Source organism: Paenibacillus sp. T2-29, assembly GCF_052921365.1.
Window position 1 is genome coordinate 12,360 of record NZ_JBREVE010000010.1, and the last position, 17,519, is coordinate 29,878.

A 17,519-nucleotide genomic window follows, 5' to 3' on the forward strand; every position below is an offset into this window, starting at 1 on the left:
CTTACAAGTAAGCGGTATCACAGACAATTGACAATCCACTGTTTATGATGGACTATATACGTATTTCATCATTAGAGCCGCCTACGGCTGGGAGATAAATAGATTATGACTAAGAAAGCCGATGATTTTGAACGTAAAAAGGTATATGTCCTTCCTCCCTATATGCTGAGAAAATTAAAAATGAATCCGCTTACGAAAGATTTATATATTACGGATATAGGCTGCTTTAGCCATGCCCGTCATCATTTTCGTGAAAGAACACACGGCTGTGACTCGCATATATTCATTTACTGTGCGAGTGGACAAGGCTGGGTGCGAACCGAGGATAACCTAACCATTGTCCTGAAAGAGCGAAGCTTTGCTTACATTCCCAGGGACATACCGCATGCTTATGGGGCTGACGATGAAGATCCATGGACAATTTACTGGTTTCATCTTCAAGGGGATCAAATGGATGATTTTATGGCGTTGTTTGAGCCGTTTAAAATGTATATTTCAATGGCCGCCAGTGATGAAATCAAACTGCTGGAGCTATTTCATCAGTGTTACGACCTTTTACTGAACAAATCATACTCCATGATACATTTAGTTCAAGTGTCGCAAACCATCCGTTATCTGCTAAGTTTTGTTGTATCTGTTGCATCTCGCAAGGAAGACAGCACATACCAGAGCCATGTCGATAAGGCCACACGTTATATGGGCGAACAATTGGAATCTACCGTTTCACTTGATGAGCTTAGCCGGCATGTTCAGGTATCCAAGCAGCATTTAAACTTGATATTCAAGCAATCAACCGGCTACTCTCCTGTCGATTACTATTTAAGAATGAAAATTCAGAGGGCCAGTCAGCTCTTGGATTTAACGAATGCTTCTATTAAAGAAATCAGCTTACAACTTGGTTTTAGGGACCCTTATTACTTCTCCAGGCTATTCAAAAAAATAATGGGCTGCTCTCCTCTGGATTACCGACATAATTTAAAGGGCTAAATCATAGATGATCTTCCCCCTACACGGATCATTTACGGATCAAAGAGCAAGGTCTATACTTAAGTTCAAAAAAGGAAGTTTTGTATGCTCCTAACGTTGAATCGAAGACTAAATGCAGCTATGCCGCTAATCACACCCATCAGCATTCTCATCGGCGTCCTCATCGGTACGCCGTTGTCCCAATATACCGAGCTTTCTCCCTGGCTGTTTGCATTCATGACCTTCGCGGGCAGTATCGGTATGGGGTTCAAGGATTTTATCCATGTGATCAAGCATCCTGGTCCGCTGATTGCCTGTCTGTTTATTCTTCACCTAGCCATGCCGCTTCTCGCCATGATGCTTGGGCATCTGGCTTTCAGTGATGATCCTTATACGATTACTGGACTGATTCTTGGCGCGGCTATCCCTACCGGGATTTCCAGCTTTGTGTGGGTCAGTATCTACAAAGGCAATACAGCGCTGACATTGGCGATCATTCTTATTGATACAATTTTGGCCCCGTTCGCCGTACCCGGCATCATGTCTCTGTTGATCGGAGCGAATGTGCAGCTTGATACCTGGGCGATGATGCAGAGCCTGTTCTGGATGATTGTCGTTCCTTCACTAGTTGGCATGGTGTTGAACGAATGGACCAAAGGGAAGATTAAGCAGGTGTGGGGACCTCGGCTGGGCCCGTTCTCCAAGCTCGCCATGGCTCTTGTCGTCATGATTAACGGATCTGTCATCGCACCTTACCTGGTCGATTTTAATCTCAAGCTTGTTGGAGTATGCGTCTCCATCATTATCCTTGCCTCCACAGGGTATGCGATAGGTTACCTCATATCTGGGCTGATGCGGTGGAATAATGCAGACCGTACGGCGCTTGTCTTTAACGGCGGCATGCGCAATATTAGCGCGGGGGCTGTGCTTGCCATTACCTACTTCCCGGCTCCGGTAGCGCTGCCCGTTGTACTCGGAATGATTTTCCAGCAATCCACGGCATCTCTGGTCGGATTTCTGCTGAGTCGCCGCGACCGCGCCAACGCTAAGAATAAGCGCAGTACGGTCTCTGCTTCTTAAAATCGAAGCGGTTCTAATTATCAATAAAAAAGCCGCCAATATGGCGGCTTCCTTATGATTACCTGTATCAATCCTCACTCATTACCTTATTTAGTTTTTCATAAACAGACAATAAAGACTCTCTTTCTTCTTCGGTTAGGTTTTCAAATAGTTTTCTTCTAAGCTTTCGTCCTTCTTCCTGCGCTTTATTTAGCATTTCGTCACCAGCGTCAGTTATTTGCAGGTACACAATCCGCCGGTCCTCCTCATCCGCCACTCGGACAATCAACCCTTTTTTCACAAGCTTTCCAGATAGATGGGTTAATGTCGGAGGAGTTAGCCCCAATAATCTGGCCAGATCAGAAGGGCGATACTTTCCGTAACTATTTAGATACGAAAGAATAAGGATATGTGATATCCCTAGATTCTCATTAAACATTTTATTCCATCTAATTAATAGGTTGTTGGTAACTTGGTCCATAGCATGAATCAACGTAAATATATTTTGTTCTTTCATTAACACTCTTTAACCTGCTTTCTCAAATAAAATAATAACCCCCTATATTGTATAGGGGCTTGTATAAAAGTCATTCTTTATTGAAAGAAGGTCAGGCATATATCCTTTTCCCAGTAAAGTGAATCCTAATTTTATTGGGCAGAAAAACCACCGTCAATAACAAGCTCCGATCCCGTAATGTATGAAGACTCGTCCGAAGCCAAAAACAAGGCAGCGTTAGCTACATCATCAGGTCGACCAAGCCGCTGCAACGGAGTCGCTTGAATTAAGTGGGTCAGCATTTCCCTGGATGTGCTGAGCGCTTCAGTCATTGGTGTCTCGATAATGCCCGGAAAAAGCGTATTTACACGGACTCCAACCCGGCCAAACGTTGTTGCCGCAGCCTTCGACAAAGCACGTACAGCACCTTTTGAAGCGGAATAATGATTAAATCCCTGACCGATTTGAGCGGTGTAAGAAGAAATATTAATAATAGAGCCACTCTTTTGGGCAGCCATATACGGAGCTACATGCTTAATACCTGCAAACGGACCATATCCGTTAATCGTCATCAGTTTATGCCAGTCATCTTGGTCGATATCCTGATATCCTTTTTCAGAAGTTATTCCTGCATTGTTAACCAGAATGTCAATTTTACCGAATTTAATGTTCACTTCTGCGGAAAGAGCCTTCCAATCCTCGTCAGAAGAAACATCCAGTTTCATTCCGTACACATTCGTTTTCTTACTAGCCCGTTCTAGAGCTTGATCATTGATGTCTGCAGCAATAACTACAGCTCCCTCCTCACTAAAGAGGTCAACCATCCGTTCTCCTATCCCTGATCCTCCGCCTGTGATAATAGCAACTTTATCTGCCAGTCTATTCATGTCGATATCTCCTTTTATCATTATCAATCTGCTCAAATCCTATATATTTAGAGACATTATTTAGATACCTAAATATTAGATGTCTAAATTATATTCCTTTTGTAGTCAACATACTACTGCTGCTTTATCCCAGCTGTATGGTTAGCAGAGGAATGCCATGTTATGTAGAACGGACTAATATTATCGCTCCCGGATAATAAAAAGCACCGGAGATTTCTCCGGTGCTCCCGCTATAATTCTAAGACATTTGCCAACTCACGGCTCTGCGCTGGTCACTTAATTTTCTTATTAAAAATATACGGCAGCACCTCTAGCAACTGTCCGCGTGTAATGGGATCATCATAATTCCATATACTATCCACAAAATGAGTCTTACTGCTACTTAGATCGGCTAAAGCCGCGATATGTGGACAGTGAGCAACGGTTTGCAATTCCTGCCGAGAAGCCAAGACGAAATTACGGTCTCCCGCATAGTGATTCATTTGATGCTGCTGAATTTCTATCCATGCTTGCCCTTGCTCGATTAGGTGCATCACATTGGCAGAAGGACGAAAGCCAAGAGATTCATACAAGGTGGCAGCCAATCCGCTCTGGCCCATAATATAAAGTTTTGCACCAAACTTGAGATAAACAGCAGCTGTCTCCCCAGCAACATAAGCATCTGCTAATTGCCTGCGTACCCATCTTACTTTGTTCTCATATCTGGTAATCCACTTCTCCGCCGCTTTACTACGTTCAACTAGTTTAGCAATATACCGTAACCGCTCAAATAGTCTAAACTTACTGTTCAATATAACAGTAGGAGCGATCGCATCTAGTTTCTGCAAATCTTGTTCGGGATGAACATAGCTAAGCAATAATAACTCCGGCTGCAGTTGTGCAATTTTATCTGGATCTGCCCAATGCCCGATATTATGAATATTTCGCAACTTATTGTGATAAATCACGTTATCTTTCATGATAGAGATGGCTGCTCCTATAGGGGGCATGGCTAAAACGAGTAATTCTCCAAGCGTAAATTTGCCATCAGTCACGATACGTGTTGTATCTTTGGGAATATGAATCTTTCTGCCAAATGAATCGATAACTGTTTTTTGCCCAGTACGAAGATGAATATTCTCATACTCACGCGGGGTGTGTCCAGTTAATTTATGAAAGCACCGGCTGAAATAGTATTCATCCTTAAACCCAATTTGTCGAGATATTTTGCCCAATGTCTCGGTGGAATTACACAGAAGTCTTTTTGCGTGGTTTATACGTAATTGGACCAAATAATCATTTGGCTTTTTGCCGGTCATTATTTTAAACTTTTGACTATATTGCCATCTGACCATTCCAGCCATGTTAGCAAGTTTTTCAACTGTTAAGTCCTCATCATAATGCTGTTCCATATACTGTACGGTTTGTTGAACCAAGTTTATCTTTTCATTGTTCTGCAACTGGGAAACTTGCTCATCGAACTGAGCCATCAACCCCAGAATGAGCTGAAGTCTACCTTGCATCATAGCCATTTCTGATGTGGATAGAGAGGAACAACATTGGTTACTTGTCCATGCTTCATTTCCTAATACTCGATTGACTTGAGAAATCAACAGATTATAGGGGTAACCACAAAGCAAAGGTGGATGAGCAACCGGATTCAAAGTCATTCCTTCTACTTTAAAGGCTTCAAAGGTAAAGCGTGCAAGCTGTGCCTCTTTGTTACTTGATTCCATAGTGTAGCGTTGTACAGGCAAAACCAGAATGCAGCTTCCTTGTCGCAGATCGATTGCAATATTGTCTACATACAGCCGTATGCCGTGACTGAGTGCTATCAATAATGTGCATAAATTTGTTTCATTGTCATTCATCCCCTCATTGTGGCCGTTCGCTGGAATTACCTGGTCAACTTGAAACCTATCATAGTGTTGCAGCCTAATATACAGGGGTGCTAGATTCATAAGCAACTCTCCAACAATTGAAAATGAGAATCATTATCGATATTGTAACATATAATGACCTGCTTTCAACTATAACTATAGTTCAGCTTTTAATAGTTGGAGTATGTGCTATTTTAGAAAACTAACAATATAAAGAACTGAATGTGCCAAAATAAGTTCTTACTGTTGGTCCATCCATTGTGGCATTTGTTTAAACAATTGCTCCAAAGCTAACAAATTATCTGTATTCCATTCACTAGGAACAATATGAACATTTCCCTTTTGAACTGCAGGCAAAGTTGCCCATATCGGTCTTTGTAGCAGTCGGTCAGCTTCTGTTTTACTTTCACCATCATCTTGTACAACTACAAACAAATGATCACCAGCAAATTCTGAAAGCACTTCTTCTGAAATATTAACGAAAGACACGCCTTCTTTATCAAGAATATTCTCCTGTACAGCTGGTGGGACGGCAAAACCGTTCTCCCCATAAATAATAGCACCCAGGCTACGATTGCCCATAACATAAAGTGTTTTACCCAACTGGTAGAAAATTGTTGCTGTCTCCCCGTCTGCTAATTGAAACTTATCAAACATTTCTTTCGACTGTGCTTTAAACTTAGCAATCATTTGAGCTGCCTCTTTCTGTTTGCCAAAGATATTTCCAATCTCCTTTACACGTTCTGTATAAGGAAGAGCTGGGTTAAAGGGGATAGTAGTAGCAATTTTCGACAATGCCTCATTATGATCTGCTTCTGCCTTGTAATAACCATTAATAATCAGATCGGGTTTTAAACTCAGAATCGTCTCTAAGTCACCAGGATTTCCAACATCAACGATTCCTTTAAATCTACCTTCATAGTAACTAGGAGTATCTTGGGGAAGGTTATTACCAACAATTGGAATGCTCATCGCCAAGAAATCACCAATTGTCTGGCCAATATAAACAACTCGTTTTGGATCTGCAGGTATTTCAACCTGTTGACCTGTTATCGTTGTATATTGAACAGTTTTCTCACTTTCCTCTTTCTGTTCATCAGACACGCTGCTATTAGCAATAGAAGTACTGCATGCCGATATTATCAATAACAAGAGGAAACTCCCTAACCAGAGTATAATTTGCTTTCCACGTTGTTTCTTCACACTTGTTACCCCTTTCCTTCTCTCTATTAATTGAAAATGGTTATCATTTACGGCATTATTATAGGTAGTATGAAAAGGGGAAACAATGAAAAAAACACAAAGGTTTATTTGGATAAATGTCAATGATCGTATTATTATCTCAACCCAACTACTAGCAGCCCTCCCCGCCTTTGGACATAAGCTCTGCACACGAGCCAAGCGATAGTTCGTAATGATAAGGGTCGCCTTGTAACCCTCCCCTCAGAACATTGAGAAGCTGTTCAACTATTCTGCCCGTTAGTTCAATAAAAAGGTCATTCCCTCGCCTTCGCTTAGGCTACGTACTCTGAAAATCACCGACTAATTCATTGAACCTCTTAAGAATCATCTGAGTTTTTGGTGGTAGTTGCAATTGTTCCCCAAACGAAAAATCTTATTTATAATTGAAGATAATTTCTATTCAGTAATTCCACTGAAGGTCGCAATACATTAAAATAAAAAGTATTTTTTCCGGCTAGAAGCTTATTTTCTTCCAGTCAGCCTCACATTTTTTTTCGTATGTTATAAAACCTTCAGCCGAAAACCTTTTTACAAGCGCCCTGCTAGCCTCATATTTACTACAATCTTTTTCTACATAAATTTCATCTTGTAAAAATAATATAAATATAGAACTAGACGCATCGTTATTAGCCAAATACAAACCCAATAATTCGTTGTATTGAGTACTAAAAAACAAATCTATATACTCTATTCTGAGTTTAATATTTTCCTTAGATTCAACCAATCCTTCATAACTTGCAAATAGATTAAAATCATCCAAATCATAAATTCTATTCACTGAGATTAACGGATTCATGCCTCTTATATACAGGCCTATAACATTACCTTCCTCTTTCTCAAGGAAAAAGACATGGTCTAATCTCTCATTATCCTCCTCATCATGTAAATAAATAATATTTGAGATTTCTTTTTGCTCGAAAAAATAATCAAACTTTTTTGTATAAGATATTATATAGTTATTCATAGTCGTCCTCACTCTCCAATCAAATCTAATTCAGATTTTAATTTACTTGATAAACGATCTTTTTTTTATTTAAGAAAGTCAATATTTCGTTTGCCTGTCGATTAACTAAAACAACTGCACCCCTCTTAACAAAAGTGTCTACAGACTCGGTTGTATTCCATTCAAAAGGTTTCGAACCACCATTACCTGTACCCTCAGAAGAATGGTCCTCCTTCTTAGGTGGTGATCCTCCTGGTGAAGTACGGTCATCTTTAGAATGCTTCTTTCCTTTCCTTTCCTTTCCTTCCAACGGCAAATAGAAATGTTGTTTCTACTAACAGACGACATTTTCTTGTTTGGAGCTGTTTATCGTTTTTTTCATATACAGCATCTGGATCCGTTATGACGTTAACAATTTTGTCTGCTACGTCTTGTTTTCCTTCGAAGTTATCAACCACTATTTGACGAATATCTATATTAGGGAAGTTACGTATTCGTTCCCATGTCGCTTCTACACTCTCATAGGCAGAGTTTTTGATTTCATTAAACACAATCCGCTCAGTCTCATTCAGGTCTTTCATAAAAGGACTTTCCCTATACAGCCCATACTCTTTTCTATATTCGTCAATCGAATTCAGAAAATCAATTAAATATTTTTCCTGTTCTGCCGTGTACCCTTTCAAATCATCCCGATATTTTAGACTTGGTTAATGTTCTTTCCACTCTAATTATTGTTCTATGTATATTGCTGCAATTAATCTTAAAAATGCGAGAAAGCAAAAATAGAAAAAATAGAAAAAATAGCAAGTCAATCATGGTGGTATCTAACCATAATCGACCTGTTCGTTGCAACGTCAATAGCGTTATTTAGGTTACAAAATTAAACCATTTTGATGCGCAAACATAATGGAGGGATCTTTATACAGGTATTACATGGGTTATATGTGTTTTTGAATGAATAGATGACTTACTCGGCAGTGGGTGGGGTCTTTTTTGAGAAGCCGCCGCCTGTATGCTAGTATTGTTCACAGCATATAGCGGCGGATATAAAGAAACCACAACACAGGCGAATAGTCCGTGTTGTGGAGTTGTTAATAGTATTGTTCATGAGTTTACACACTAATTCATAGCTTATTGCCGCAATTAAATCTTTAACTTTTAAAAAATTTGAGATATTTAGTATTCTTTGGACTTCCAAAACATCTACCTTCTGATTTCCTATTGGCGATGCTGAAAAATTCTTTCGCTGTTTCTAAATCACCTAGTTCGAAAGCAACTTTTCCAGAAATAAATTCCTTATCACCCGAATCTATGCGATCAAATCCAGTTAAAAATATTTTATCTGCCCACACCTTTGCTTTCTTAAGATCATTTATAATTAAACAAGTAGCAACAACATCCTTCACCAAATGATAGCTTTCTTCGCAATATATCCCCTTTGGGTCGGGTATTAAATTCCAAGCCTCTTCTAACAACAAAATAGAATCTTCATGATTACCATTATTAAATTGTTCATCACTTTTATTCACAAGACTTTCAAACTTTTCTTTGATGGGCGATTGCAAAATAGCCATATTAATCCTCCTCAAATCATATCTTTAATCAATTCAAAATACTTATCATCTTCACTAAAAAAAATCTTATATCCTTCTAACATGTAAGTTCTTAACAGGTAGTCCTTAGCTTTATCAAGCTCCCCACACTCGAACAAACTCTCTCCAAGTCTCAATAAAATAAATGGATTTGAAATCCCATCTGGACAGTTTAAAGCATTATAAAAATTATTTCTTGCCATTTCATAGCTATTATTATGAAAATAAGTGTCGCCTAGCGCTGTATAAATCCATGTACTTGTTTCCCAGTTGTTCTTCGGTAACGGAACTAGTTCCAGAGCGGCTGTATAGCTCTCGATAGCTTTAATAATTTGTCCTTTTTCAGTTAAAGCATTTCCCTCTTTACACAATTGTAAAATTTGCTCATATACCTGATCATCTAGTTCCAATATCAGTCCCTCCAAATGATTATTTATCTGGTGGCAAATAGGTTTCATTTAACTTCGCACCTGCGGATCGGTTCAAACTATAATGATCTAACACATAATTATCGGAGTCAAGCATCCATTCCCTAACTTCTGGGGACTTTGCACCATAATATCTCCCCTTACTGTTCCACCATGAGACAGCGTCAGTTAGATGAGCCATATCTGCTTGATCTATAGGATACCATTTTTCGTCACTTGCCATAAATTCCATATCTCCATCACGTGTTGTTCGAATTTTTGGTGGAACTTCATTCTTCATTCGGTCTATTACTTCTTTACCTGTTCTAGAATTTTTTCCAGGTGTATCCCCCATATACTCTAAACGTTTTGTGAGGCCACTTGGTTCAGGTAAACCCACTTCTTTGTTACTTGCATACCCCCCGTCAGGGCGGTGCCATCTTCCGCTTGTATCTTGATAATAACCCTCAGGGACATTAACCGTCCCCTCAGAAGAATGATCATCCTTCTTATGCGGTGATCCTCCTGGTGAAGCACCGTGCATAGCGGTCCAGTATCGTGAAACAGATTGGGAGTTCCTAAAGCGGATCGCTTCGCGTTACCATACTTCACTTACGCCTGCCTCGGTGTTTGATGTACCAAAGTGTTATTTTGGTGTTGAGGAGACCCAGTCAGGACTTGATTTAACAAATTATCATTATACCGTCAGCAAACGAGTTGCAGATTATCGTTATTTTAACGGCAATGATACAGCACATGTAAACGAGCATGATTTTATTGATTACCTGGTTGAGGCGGAGCAAGTTTTGGAGTTGGGCAGCACCGTTACTTTTAAAGGTAAAAACTTGTACGTGTACAAGGTAGACACTCACATGCAAAAGGGTGTGATGCAGCACGTGTATACCTTAACCTCTCACAAGGGGTTGAGGCACAAGGAAGTGTTTAACGAACAGCTTATCGGTCTGTCTTTACCAGGTAAAGTCATTCAGGTAGAGCGAGATCGTATCAAATTACATTTGAATATAGATGCCGTTCAAGACCCTGCGAAGGCCCACTGGTTTACCTATGTTTCTCCTTATACTGCGGAAGGACATAGCGGATGGTACGTGATGCCTGAGTTGGGAGATACCGTGCGAACTGTTAGCCGACCAGGAAACATATTGTACATAAGACTCGTTCCTGGTGCTGATCCTGTCTATTTCCCTTTCCTTTCCATCCTGCAAGGAAATAAGCTTTAAGGTTGTCTCCAAGGAAGAAGGGGAAACTTCGCAAATATATTTCCCATCGGGAGAAAGTATCGTATTGGAAGTTACCTTGCCGATTCCGGATATGACCTTGCTCTGCTCATACGGATAAGTTAAACGTTCCAACGTACCTCGCTTCAGTATGGTCATGGCTCCGAACGATGCGATGACGGCATCTCCAGACGACCAGCCCAGCAGTTGACCACTATTTGCAAAACGCTCAGGAAGCCGATATATTTTTTGGACCTGAAACGGACGAGAGCTTTGATCGGCATTGGAAACTTCATTACTATCGGCGATGACAACGGTCTCTGTTTTTGGTTCTGAAACGCATGCTGACAGCAAAAATACTACGAGAGATACGACCACAAGCATTACAAAATGTTTATATTTATTGCCCATTATTTATTCTCCGTTCCGTGCGGTTTCCAGAGCATCAAATTCCACCGTAACGATGGTTTCATTTTGCTCGTTGGTAATCATGATGGAACCCGCAAATTCTTCAACGATGGATTTCACAATGCTAAGCCCCAATCCTACACTACCTTCTTCTGCGCTGTCGGAATGAGCCAGATAAAATGGCTGTAACAGGCGTGACAGATGTTCTGCCTCAATCGGATCGCTTGGATTTCTGAAGATCAGGCGGATCTTTTCTTCTGCCCGTACTGCTTTTACAGATACTGCCGAAAACGGCAAACTATATTTAATCGCATTATCTATCAAATTGATGAACATCTGTCTAATTCTGTCCCCATCAGTCAACATGAACAATTCCTCATTGATCTCATATTCAATGGTCTTTTTATAGCGCTGCGCTCGGATCATCATCGATTCACACACATCCTGCAGGATTAACCCAATATCCACCCGATCAAGCTCCTTGAGCATGATATTTTTGCGTGAGACTTCCAGCAGTTTTAGCACCATCGCATGCAGGCGCCTGCTCTCCTCGATAATATGATTCATTCCTTTGTCAAAAAAAGCACGGTCTTTCTCACCGTTCAGCCTGATCAACTCCGCATATCCCAGAATTGAGGTTAATGGCGTTTTCAGTTCGTGAGTAATATTGTCAAAAAAGCGCTTTTCCTGCTGGTGAAGCTGCTTCAAATGGTCCCGGTCCTTCTCAATAATATGGATCTGTCTACTGATTTGATCAATCATATCGTTATAATTCTCAGCTAATCGGCCAATTTCATCCTTGCGTTTAAAATGAAGACGGATATCCAGATTCCCGTTTTTCACCTCGGTGGATGCTTGCGTCAATCTGGTCAGCGGGATGGTAATATGCCTGGAAAGAATATAGGAAAACAGAAAGGCTGCCGCAAAAATCGCTAGGGCCATATAGAGGGTAATCTCCCGAATCTGTCCGGTTTGTTCGTAGAGTGAGCTGAAATCCTTGTAAAAACGCAGTATGCCCACCTTTGAACCGTCTATAACAACCGGGTAGGAGAAGAGGACTGTCGTCTTATTACGATCATAAGTAATGCTGTACGCTGTATTGCCACCAATCGCCTGCTGCAGATCGCTTTGCATTTGCTGCTGAAACGGGGAGTTGTCCGGGGCATACAGCAATTTGCCTTCCACCGTATACACGCCAATACTGCTGTTCGTGGTATGGTTCAGATCAGTTGCTATCTCCTTGGCAATTCCTCCAAAATACAGCTCATTGCTGCTGAAATGGTTAATCAGGAACGCTTGGCGCACATAAACATTGCTGTTATTTTTCAGTCCGACCAGTTCCGAGGTAACCAGGTTCTGATTGCTTGTTCGGATAAATTCCTTGACGGTCTGATTAAGCACGATAAAAGAAAGCGAAAAAATCAGAAAAAAACCGATCAGAAATTTGATGCTGATTTTGCGTATCATGCTTATTCACCCATTTTTTTAAATTTGTACCCGATTCCGAAGACGGTAGCAATGCATTCGGTGTCATCCAGCTTTTTGCGGAGTCTCTGGATATGCGTATCAACTGTACGTGTATCTCCAGCAAAATGATAACCCCATACCAAATCAAGCAGTTCGGAACGTGAAAAAGTTTTGCCCGGATGTTTAACCAGCATCATAAGCAGGTCAAATTCCTTGGGGGTCAGCTCAACGGGACGACCTTCTTTTTGGACAAGTCGTTCTTCTTCGATCACCTCAATGTTTTTAAACCGAATGACGGCTTTCGTTGTTTCCTCCCTGTCGGGGCTGCTCGCCTGCTCCACTCTGCGTAAAATGGTTCGAATGCGTGCAACAACTTCACGCAGATCAAAAGGCTTGGTAATATAATCATCGGCTCCGAATTCAAGACCGAGAATTTTATCGGTAATATCCGATTTAGCGGTAATCATGCAGATCGGTATGTTATAATTCGTAGTCACCTTTTTGCAAATGTCTAGGCCGCTCTGGTCAGGCAGCATCCAGTCCAGCAGCAGCAAATCGGGCTGAAACGACTGCAGTTCATGCATTCCCGCTGCTCCGCTGGCCGCTGTGCATGTCTGGAACCCCTCCATAGAAAGTCCGTACGATAGCAAGTCGGCAATCGGGGCATCATCTTCAATAATAAGAATCTTTGCTTTATTCATCGTAATCCTCATCTCTATTTTTAATACGACAGGTTTAGGACATCGCCCATTATATTAATCAATCAGGGAAAAACAATCAAATGTATATTGTAAATCCTCATACCCGCTATCAGCATATAGCCCCACCTTTTCTGTTATAAGAAGCCGTACCATGAGCGTTTTTCGATAAAAACTTAAGCAACCATAGTCGATAAACAAACTAAAGTTGCTTATAGGAAGTTCATCCCAGTTCATTTAACTTTTTCACTGCATTTGGAACGTTTTTCGAAACGATACCGATCTCACTCACCCCGATCAAATCCTTCATTGAAAATGGATAATCCTTTTGGTTTTTCATATTATGCCTAGCAATGAATTCTACGATATTTCCTGACAGGTCCTCAAAATAGTATGAATGAGAATTCCAGAAATCGAAAAACACTTCATCTTCGTGATCCTCTTCAATAAGACTGATTTGAGAAGATACCCTTTTTTTCGCTTCTGTAAATTTATTCTCTGGAATGTTGATGGCTATATGATAATAAGGCTTACCATACTGCACTAAGAATCGATCATCCGCCTTTTTGAAGACCACTTGCGTGTAGCCCATATAAACCGTAAATTCATTATCATCCTTATCATCCGCAATTAAATAATTCAATTTGGAGTAAAATACCTTCGTATCTTCGAATTCATTTATCCACAGAACAACTTGTTAAATTTCATTTTCATTCCTCCTATAGATTAACAGGAACTCTATGTCAAAATGATTGAGGTTATACAAACTTTTGATATTAGTGAATTGAAATAAAATTTAGAGAGTGGTTGTAAAAAAGAGACTCATTTCTCTTTATATATGTGAAGGCAATACGGCATTGCAGAAAACTTGGGAATGGTGCTCTGTCTATGATTCCTCCTTATTGTTCTTCTACTAATATTAATTTCAGGAGTGATTATTATGGCAAATTTTTCTTTAGGCACAGATGGAGCAAACCTTATCAAAAAACATGAGGGATTTTCCTTGAAATTTTATGGAGATCCTTATGGGTATCCAACAGTTGGATGGGGACATTTGATAACAAAGTCTAAAGTATATACTAAGAATACAACAGGTAATCCAAATGATTCTCTTCTCTCTCAAGTACAAGCTGATGCTCTATCAAAATCTTTAAATTTAGGTTATACTTCACCAATTTCTCAGTCTAAAGCAAATACTTTTTTTTCTAATGATACTGCAAGTGCTGTAGCGGCAGTAAATAACTTGGTACTTCCTAGCGGTCATAAATTTTCACAATCTCAGTTTGATGCACTTGTTTCGCTCACTTTTAATGCAGGTCCTGGGGTGCTAAAAACCAATGATGTAAAAGCTATGCTTGCCAATGCGCATATATATCCAACTTTTGTTGGTCCACTTTCACAAAGTCAAATTGATACTTGTTCAAAATTAGTCAGCAAAGCATTTTCATATGATAGAAATTTACAAAAAAGAAGAAATGAAGAAGCAACTTTATTTTGTAAAGAAAGGAAGTATACTCACAAATATCCAGTATATACACTATAGTTTAATCGTTATACGACATAAACAAGAAAGGTCAGCCTAAAGGCTGACCTTTCTTGTTTAAAAAATTATATTCACAGGCATTTTCAGAATCGCTTATAGGATATACTTACCTTCCTGGATATTTTCTATTTTATTAGCACAGAACTTATTACATAACCTTAATTCATTTAATCAGTAATTTTTTTAAGTTCAAAAATAGTTGCCTCTGATAACAAGATAAGCCTATCGTTATTAACAACAAAAAAACTTACACTTACAGGTATGCTAAGTTTTGTAGAAGGGTCACTTATATCTATTGCTTTTACTACATCATTTATATTTAAGTCTGGGATATCTATTTTATATAATCTATAAAAAGAGTCAGAGTTATGGCATGTCGCTGTAATCTCATATAATGGATTTTTTAATTCATATTGATAATTACTATAGTTTTTAAGTCCTTTTGATGAAAAAAAGTCTTTTTTGATTATAATTTCGTCTCCAATAAATTTTTGCCCTGTTGGATATTCAGAAGCATCATTATATGAATTTGCAAATCCTAAAAGCTTCTCAACTTTCCAAGTTCCATAGAAATATTTTTCAGTTTCACTATCCAGACTTATACGTTCTACAGTACAATATTCGGATGTGTTTTTTGGAATAATAGACTCTTCCGTTTCAGGTTTAGGCTCACTAGAAGTATTTGGATTTGATGTCGTGTCAACATTTCCACAAGCTGATGCTAGCATCAACATTATCATAATACAAGCCAATAATGTTTTTTTCATATCTCACACTCCTACTATAAAGTTATGTTTTCGCATGTTTACTCGCTTGCTAACTGAATTAATCCCCGTATGGATTAAAATCTCCTATTCCATCGTTTTTATATCACCATGTGCTAAAAGCTACTTCCATACAGCGAGTAATCCTTCACTGCTGTATAACAAATGGGGTGATACTTTTTCTTTATTTTCCGATGCCTTTATCAGTTTTGCCTCAGTATTTTGTTCCGGTTGAGTTGTTACTTGTTTACTGGGAGGCTCGCTCGCACCTCGCGTAACCATTGTAGGCTTATCTGACCCACATCCTGAAAGCAAAACTCATCTACCTAGCAGAAATTATATCAGAGCAATTGAAGCGATGAATGACATAAAATTAACATTATTTATGAATAAGGTTAACTTTATGTTATCTAAATCACAAACAACAATACGCCCAAATTGAACCTACCCAAGTCATTTTTTTGTTGGAAAATTTCAGGAAATCATCCTGTCGTTATACCTTCGGACACTGATTGTTAAGACGCTCATGTATACCGCAATCGGGGTAAGCGAACTCATCAATATTCGGCTGACGGACATTGATTTTCATTGCTGCCAAATTCGCATTAATAACGGAAAGGACTGCAAGGATCGCATTGTTCCATTTTCCCGCAGTCATTTAAAGAAGTACTGGCCATGTATGTTGACGCGATGAAGAAAAAACAGGCAATGTATCTATTGAGTCATCGTGGAAGAAGAAATATACGGATCGAGGTATTTGGAAAATTTTAGCCAAGTATTCGGAAGAAGCAGGTCTTACATAAAACCTTACGCCACATAAACTACGCCACTTCCTACTAACCTGGCTGAAAAAGAAGAGAATTGACGACGCACTCATACAACCGTACTCCGGCCATGAAAGCCGCAAGTCATTAGAAATGTATTCAAAGCTCGCCATTACCGAAACACAAAACGAGTACAACGAGGTTATCAAAAAATTTCCAATCTAACCCATACGCTTGCACTTGGTGACAGCGACGCTGGTATTACCCCAATACGTAAATTAGGGATATCCCGTCAATTTCATTTATTTAACGATACGTTATTTTTTTATTATTACAGAAAGATCCCCTTCAAAAATTTTTTGAGTCGTATGATTAAAAGTGGATAAATTCACAGTTACAATTCCTGTATTCTTTCGGTTATCTTCTAGATTAATGACTTCAACAACTACATGTAACTCATCATCAGGGTATACAGGTTTCATAAATCGGATATTATCCATAGCAGTACCAGCCACTACATCCTCACCGTATAAACCACACTCTACCCATAGTTTAAATGTTAGAGCTAATGTTTGGATTCCTGAAGCAATAATTCCTCCAAATATGCCTTCCTGAGTTTTCTTCTCATCCAAATGCATGTACTGAGGGTCAAATTCAGATGCGAATTCCATAATTTTTTCTTTGGTTACTTTTATAGAATCAGTCTCGAACCGCTGCCCTACAAAGAATTCATTAAACTTCATATTACACCTCTCGAAACGGATACTTTTCCATAATGACTTCCGCAAAATTTAATTGTCAACAAGGAGTTTACTCTCTAGCTAGTATGTTTTTTGGAGCTTTTTGGCTTGGTCAATTCGAAGCTATGATGCACCATATCGTGAACTTCATCTTCTGGTAGATTACCATCTAATATTACTGTATTCCAATGTTCCTTGTTCATGTGATAACCGGGCTTTACCTCTTCAAACGCTTTTCGCAAAAAATCAGCATGATCAGGGTTGCATTTTAGGTTGACGCAAAGATGCTCATCATGATTGTATATCAAGGCGAAAATTTTTTTGTTCCCTTGATGTCTCATCGCAGTCCATCCGTCTCCAAAAGGGTGATCTTCATATGAACTTGGATATGATAAGCAATGCTCAATAATTTCTTTTATTGTCATGACGAATTACCTCGATTTCTATTG

At 39.4% G+C, this 17,519-nt stretch carries 21 protein-coding genes; 5 read left to right on the top strand and 16 right to left on the bottom strand.

The features are described 5' to 3' along the window. Positions 1 to 105 precede the first annotated feature (105 nt). Positions 106 to 987, top strand: coding sequence for an AraC family transcriptional regulator (locus tag ACU1JV_RS22045; RefSeq protein ID WP_413987481.1), 882 nt, complete (start codon positions 106 to 108; stop codon positions 985 to 987). 84 nt (positions 988 to 1,071) lie between these two features. Next, positions 1,072 to 2,046 (top strand): bile acid:sodium symporter family protein, encoded by a 975-nt coding sequence (locus ACU1JV_RS22050; RefSeq protein ID WP_013369275.1) that lies wholly within the window; start codon positions 1,072 to 1,074, stop codon positions 2,044 to 2,046. Positions 2,047 to 2,113: 67 nt separating this feature from the next. Here ACU1JV_RS22050 and ACU1JV_RS22055 read toward each other — a convergent pair whose 3' ends face one another. From ACU1JV_RS22055 to ACU1JV_RS22115, 13 genes are all read right to left on the bottom strand, one after another. Then, positions 2,114 to 2,542: a MarR family winged helix-turn-helix transcriptional regulator gene (locus tag ACU1JV_RS22055; RefSeq protein ID WP_090739142.1), complete on the bottom strand. Its 429-nt coding sequence runs from the start codon at positions 2,540 to 2,542 to the stop codon at positions 2,114 to 2,116. 131 nt (positions 2,543 to 2,673) lie between these two features. Beyond that, positions 2,674 to 3,408 carry an SDR family NAD(P)-dependent oxidoreductase gene (locus ACU1JV_RS22060; protein WP_413987480.1) on the bottom strand — a complete coding sequence of 245 codons (735 nt, stop codon included), beginning with the start codon at positions 3,406 to 3,408 and terminating at the stop codon, positions 2,674 to 2,676. A 272-nt stretch (positions 3,409 to 3,680) separates the two neighbouring features. Next, positions 3,681 to 5,348, bottom strand: a complete 1,668-nt coding sequence (locus ACU1JV_RS22065; protein WP_413987479.1) for a helix-turn-helix domain-containing protein — start codon at positions 5,346 to 5,348, stop codon at positions 3,681 to 3,683. Positions 5,349 to 5,507: 159 nt separating this feature from the next. Beyond that, positions 5,508 to 6,470: an ABC transporter substrate-binding protein gene (locus tag ACU1JV_RS22070; protein WP_413987478.1), complete on the bottom strand. Its 963-nt coding sequence runs from the start codon at positions 6,468 to 6,470 to the stop codon at positions 5,508 to 5,510. Positions 6,471 to 6,963: 493 nt separating this feature from the next. Further along, a complete protein-coding gene (locus tag ACU1JV_RS22075) occupies positions 6,964 to 7,473 on the bottom strand; it encodes a hypothetical protein (RefSeq protein WP_337684115.1) in 510 nt (169 codons plus the stop codon). A 251-nt stretch (positions 7,474 to 7,724) separates the two neighbouring features. Next, on the bottom strand, positions 7,725 to 8,033 hold the full coding sequence (locus ACU1JV_RS22080) for a hypothetical protein (RefSeq protein ID WP_413987477.1): 309 nt from the start codon (positions 8,031 to 8,033) through the stop codon (positions 7,725 to 7,727). A 570-nt stretch (positions 8,034 to 8,603) separates the two neighbouring features. Beyond that, positions 8,604 to 9,026 (bottom strand): hypothetical protein, encoded by a 423-nt coding sequence (locus ACU1JV_RS22085; protein WP_337684117.1) that lies wholly within the window; start codon positions 9,024 to 9,026, stop codon positions 8,604 to 8,606. Between the two features lie 11 nt (positions 9,027 to 9,037). Then, positions 9,038 to 9,454 carry a hypothetical protein gene (locus ACU1JV_RS22090; protein ID WP_322161578.1) on the bottom strand — a complete coding sequence of 139 codons (417 nt, stop codon included), beginning with the start codon at positions 9,452 to 9,454 and terminating at the stop codon, positions 9,038 to 9,040. Between the two features lie 19 nt (positions 9,455 to 9,473). Further along, a complete protein-coding gene (locus ACU1JV_RS22095) occupies positions 9,474 to 9,995 on the bottom strand; it encodes a GH-E family nuclease (RefSeq protein WP_434954046.1) in 522 nt (173 codons plus the stop codon). 466 nt (positions 9,996 to 10,461) lie between these two features. Further along, positions 10,462 to 11,097 (bottom strand): hypothetical protein, encoded by a 636-nt coding sequence (locus ACU1JV_RS22100; RefSeq protein ID WP_413987475.1) that lies wholly within the window; start codon positions 11,095 to 11,097, stop codon positions 10,462 to 10,464. 3 nt (positions 11,098 to 11,100) lie between these two features. Then, positions 11,101 to 12,561, bottom strand: a complete 1,461-nt coding sequence (locus tag ACU1JV_RS22105) for an ATP-binding protein (protein ID WP_446724673.1) — start codon at positions 12,559 to 12,561, stop codon at positions 11,101 to 11,103. A gap of 2 nt (positions 12,562 to 12,563) precedes the next feature. Continuing rightward, on the bottom strand, positions 12,564 to 13,262 hold the full coding sequence (locus ACU1JV_RS22110; RefSeq protein ID WP_058830553.1) for a response regulator transcription factor: 699 nt from the start codon (positions 13,260 to 13,262) through the stop codon (positions 12,564 to 12,566). A gap of 220 nt (positions 13,263 to 13,482) precedes the next feature. Beyond that, positions 13,483 to 13,902: a VOC family protein gene (locus ACU1JV_RS22115; RefSeq protein ID WP_058830554.1), complete on the bottom strand. Its 420-nt coding sequence runs from the start codon at positions 13,900 to 13,902 to the stop codon at positions 13,483 to 13,485. A 297-nt stretch (positions 13,903 to 14,199) separates the two neighbouring features. Here ACU1JV_RS22115 and ACU1JV_RS22120 point away from each other — a divergent pair, with 297 nt between their 5' ends. Next, a complete protein-coding gene (locus tag ACU1JV_RS22120) occupies positions 14,200 to 14,802 on the top strand; it encodes a lysozyme (protein ID WP_058830555.1) in 603 nt (200 codons plus the stop codon). Between the two features lie 167 nt (positions 14,803 to 14,969). On the opposite strand, the gene ACU1JV_RS22125 is transcribed toward ACU1JV_RS22120, so the two are convergent. Then, entirely contained in the window at positions 14,970 to 15,569 is a 600-nt protein-coding gene (locus ACU1JV_RS22125; protein WP_058830556.1) for a hypothetical protein, read from the bottom strand. Between the two features lie 523 nt (positions 15,570 to 16,092). Here ACU1JV_RS22125 and ACU1JV_RS22130 point away from each other — a divergent pair. Then, a complete protein-coding gene (locus ACU1JV_RS22130; RefSeq protein ID WP_165084255.1) occupies positions 16,093 to 16,260 on the top strand; it encodes a hypothetical protein in 168 nt (55 codons plus the stop codon). 166 nt (positions 16,261 to 16,426) lie between these two features. Further along, complete coding sequence (locus tag ACU1JV_RS22135; protein ID WP_434954151.1) at positions 16,427 to 16,555, top strand: hypothetical protein; 129 nt, start codon at positions 16,427 to 16,429, stop codon at positions 16,553 to 16,555. Between the two features lie 92 nt (positions 16,556 to 16,647). Here ACU1JV_RS22135 and ACU1JV_RS22140 read toward each other — a convergent pair whose 3' ends face one another. Both ACU1JV_RS22140 and ACU1JV_RS22145 read right to left on the bottom strand, forming a co-directional pair. Beyond that, on the bottom strand, positions 16,648 to 17,073 hold the full coding sequence (locus ACU1JV_RS22140) for a MaoC family dehydratase (RefSeq protein ID WP_129548662.1): 426 nt from the start codon (positions 17,071 to 17,073) through the stop codon (positions 16,648 to 16,650). 74 nt (positions 17,074 to 17,147) lie between these two features. Beyond that, positions 17,148 to 17,495 (bottom strand): MmcQ/YjbR family DNA-binding protein, encoded by a 348-nt coding sequence (locus ACU1JV_RS22145; RefSeq protein WP_413987474.1) that lies wholly within the window; start codon positions 17,493 to 17,495, stop codon positions 17,148 to 17,150. Positions 17,496 to 17,519 lie beyond the last annotated feature (24 nt).

Excerpts from the sequence above, each read along its gene's own strand:
- ACU1JV_RS22120 (WP_058830555.1), top strand. The coding sequence starts at position 14,200 with ATGGCAAATTTTTCTTTAGGCACAGATGGAGCAAACCTTATCAAAAAA.
- ACU1JV_RS22125 (WP_058830556.1), bottom strand. The coding sequence starts at position 15,569 with ATGAAAAAAACATTATTGGCTTGTATTATGATAATGTTGATGCTAGCA.
- ACU1JV_RS22065 (WP_413987479.1), bottom strand. The coding sequence starts at position 5,348 with ATGAATCTAGCACCCCTGTATATTAGGCTGCAACACTATGATAGGTTT.
- ACU1JV_RS22095 (WP_434954046.1), bottom strand. The coding sequence starts at position 9,995 with ATGCACGGTGCTTCACCAGGAGGATCACCGCATAAGAAGGATGATCAT.
- ACU1JV_RS22140 (WP_129548662.1), bottom strand. The coding sequence starts at position 17,073 with ATGAAGTTTAATGAATTCTTTGTAGGGCAGCGGTTCGAGACTGATTCT.
- ACU1JV_RS22145 (WP_413987474.1), bottom strand. The coding sequence starts at position 17,495 with ATGACAATAAAAGAAATTATTGAGCATTGCTTATCATATCCAAGTTCA.
- ACU1JV_RS22085 (WP_337684117.1), bottom strand. The coding sequence starts at position 9,026 with ATGGCTATTTTGCAATCGCCCATCAAAGAAAAGTTTGAAAGTCTTGTG.
- ACU1JV_RS22075 (WP_337684115.1), bottom strand. The coding sequence starts at position 7,473 with ATGAATAACTATATAATATCTTATACAAAAAAGTTTGATTATTTTTTC.
- ACU1JV_RS22045 (WP_413987481.1), top strand. The coding sequence starts at position 106 with ATGACTAAGAAAGCCGATGATTTTGAACGTAAAAAGGTATATGTCCTT.
- ACU1JV_RS22050 (WP_013369275.1), top strand. The coding sequence starts at position 1,072 with ATGCTCCTAACGTTGAATCGAAGACTAAATGCAGCTATGCCGCTAATC.
- ACU1JV_RS22130 (WP_165084255.1), top strand. The coding sequence starts at position 16,093 with ATGTATACCGCAATCGGGGTAAGCGAACTCATCAATATTCGGCTGACG.
- ACU1JV_RS22100 (WP_413987475.1), bottom strand. The coding sequence starts at position 11,097 with ATGGGCAATAAATATAAACATTTTGTAATGCTTGTGGTCGTATCTCTC.
- ACU1JV_RS22055 (WP_090739142.1), bottom strand. The coding sequence starts at position 2,542 with ATGAAAGAACAAAATATATTTACGTTGATTCATGCTATGGACCAAGTT.
- ACU1JV_RS22080 (WP_413987477.1), bottom strand. The coding sequence starts at position 8,033 with ATGAAAGACCTGAATGAGACTGAGCGGATTGTGTTTAATGAAATCAAA.
- ACU1JV_RS22110 (WP_058830553.1), bottom strand. The coding sequence starts at position 13,262 with ATGAATAAAGCAAAGATTCTTATTATTGAAGATGATGCCCCGATTGCC.
- ACU1JV_RS22105 (WP_446724673.1), bottom strand. The coding sequence starts at position 12,561 with ATGATACGCAAAATCAGCATCAAATTTCTGATCGGTTTTTTTCTGATT.
- ACU1JV_RS22060 (WP_413987480.1), bottom strand. The coding sequence starts at position 3,408 with ATGAATAGACTGGCAGATAAAGTTGCTATTATCACAGGCGGAGGATCA.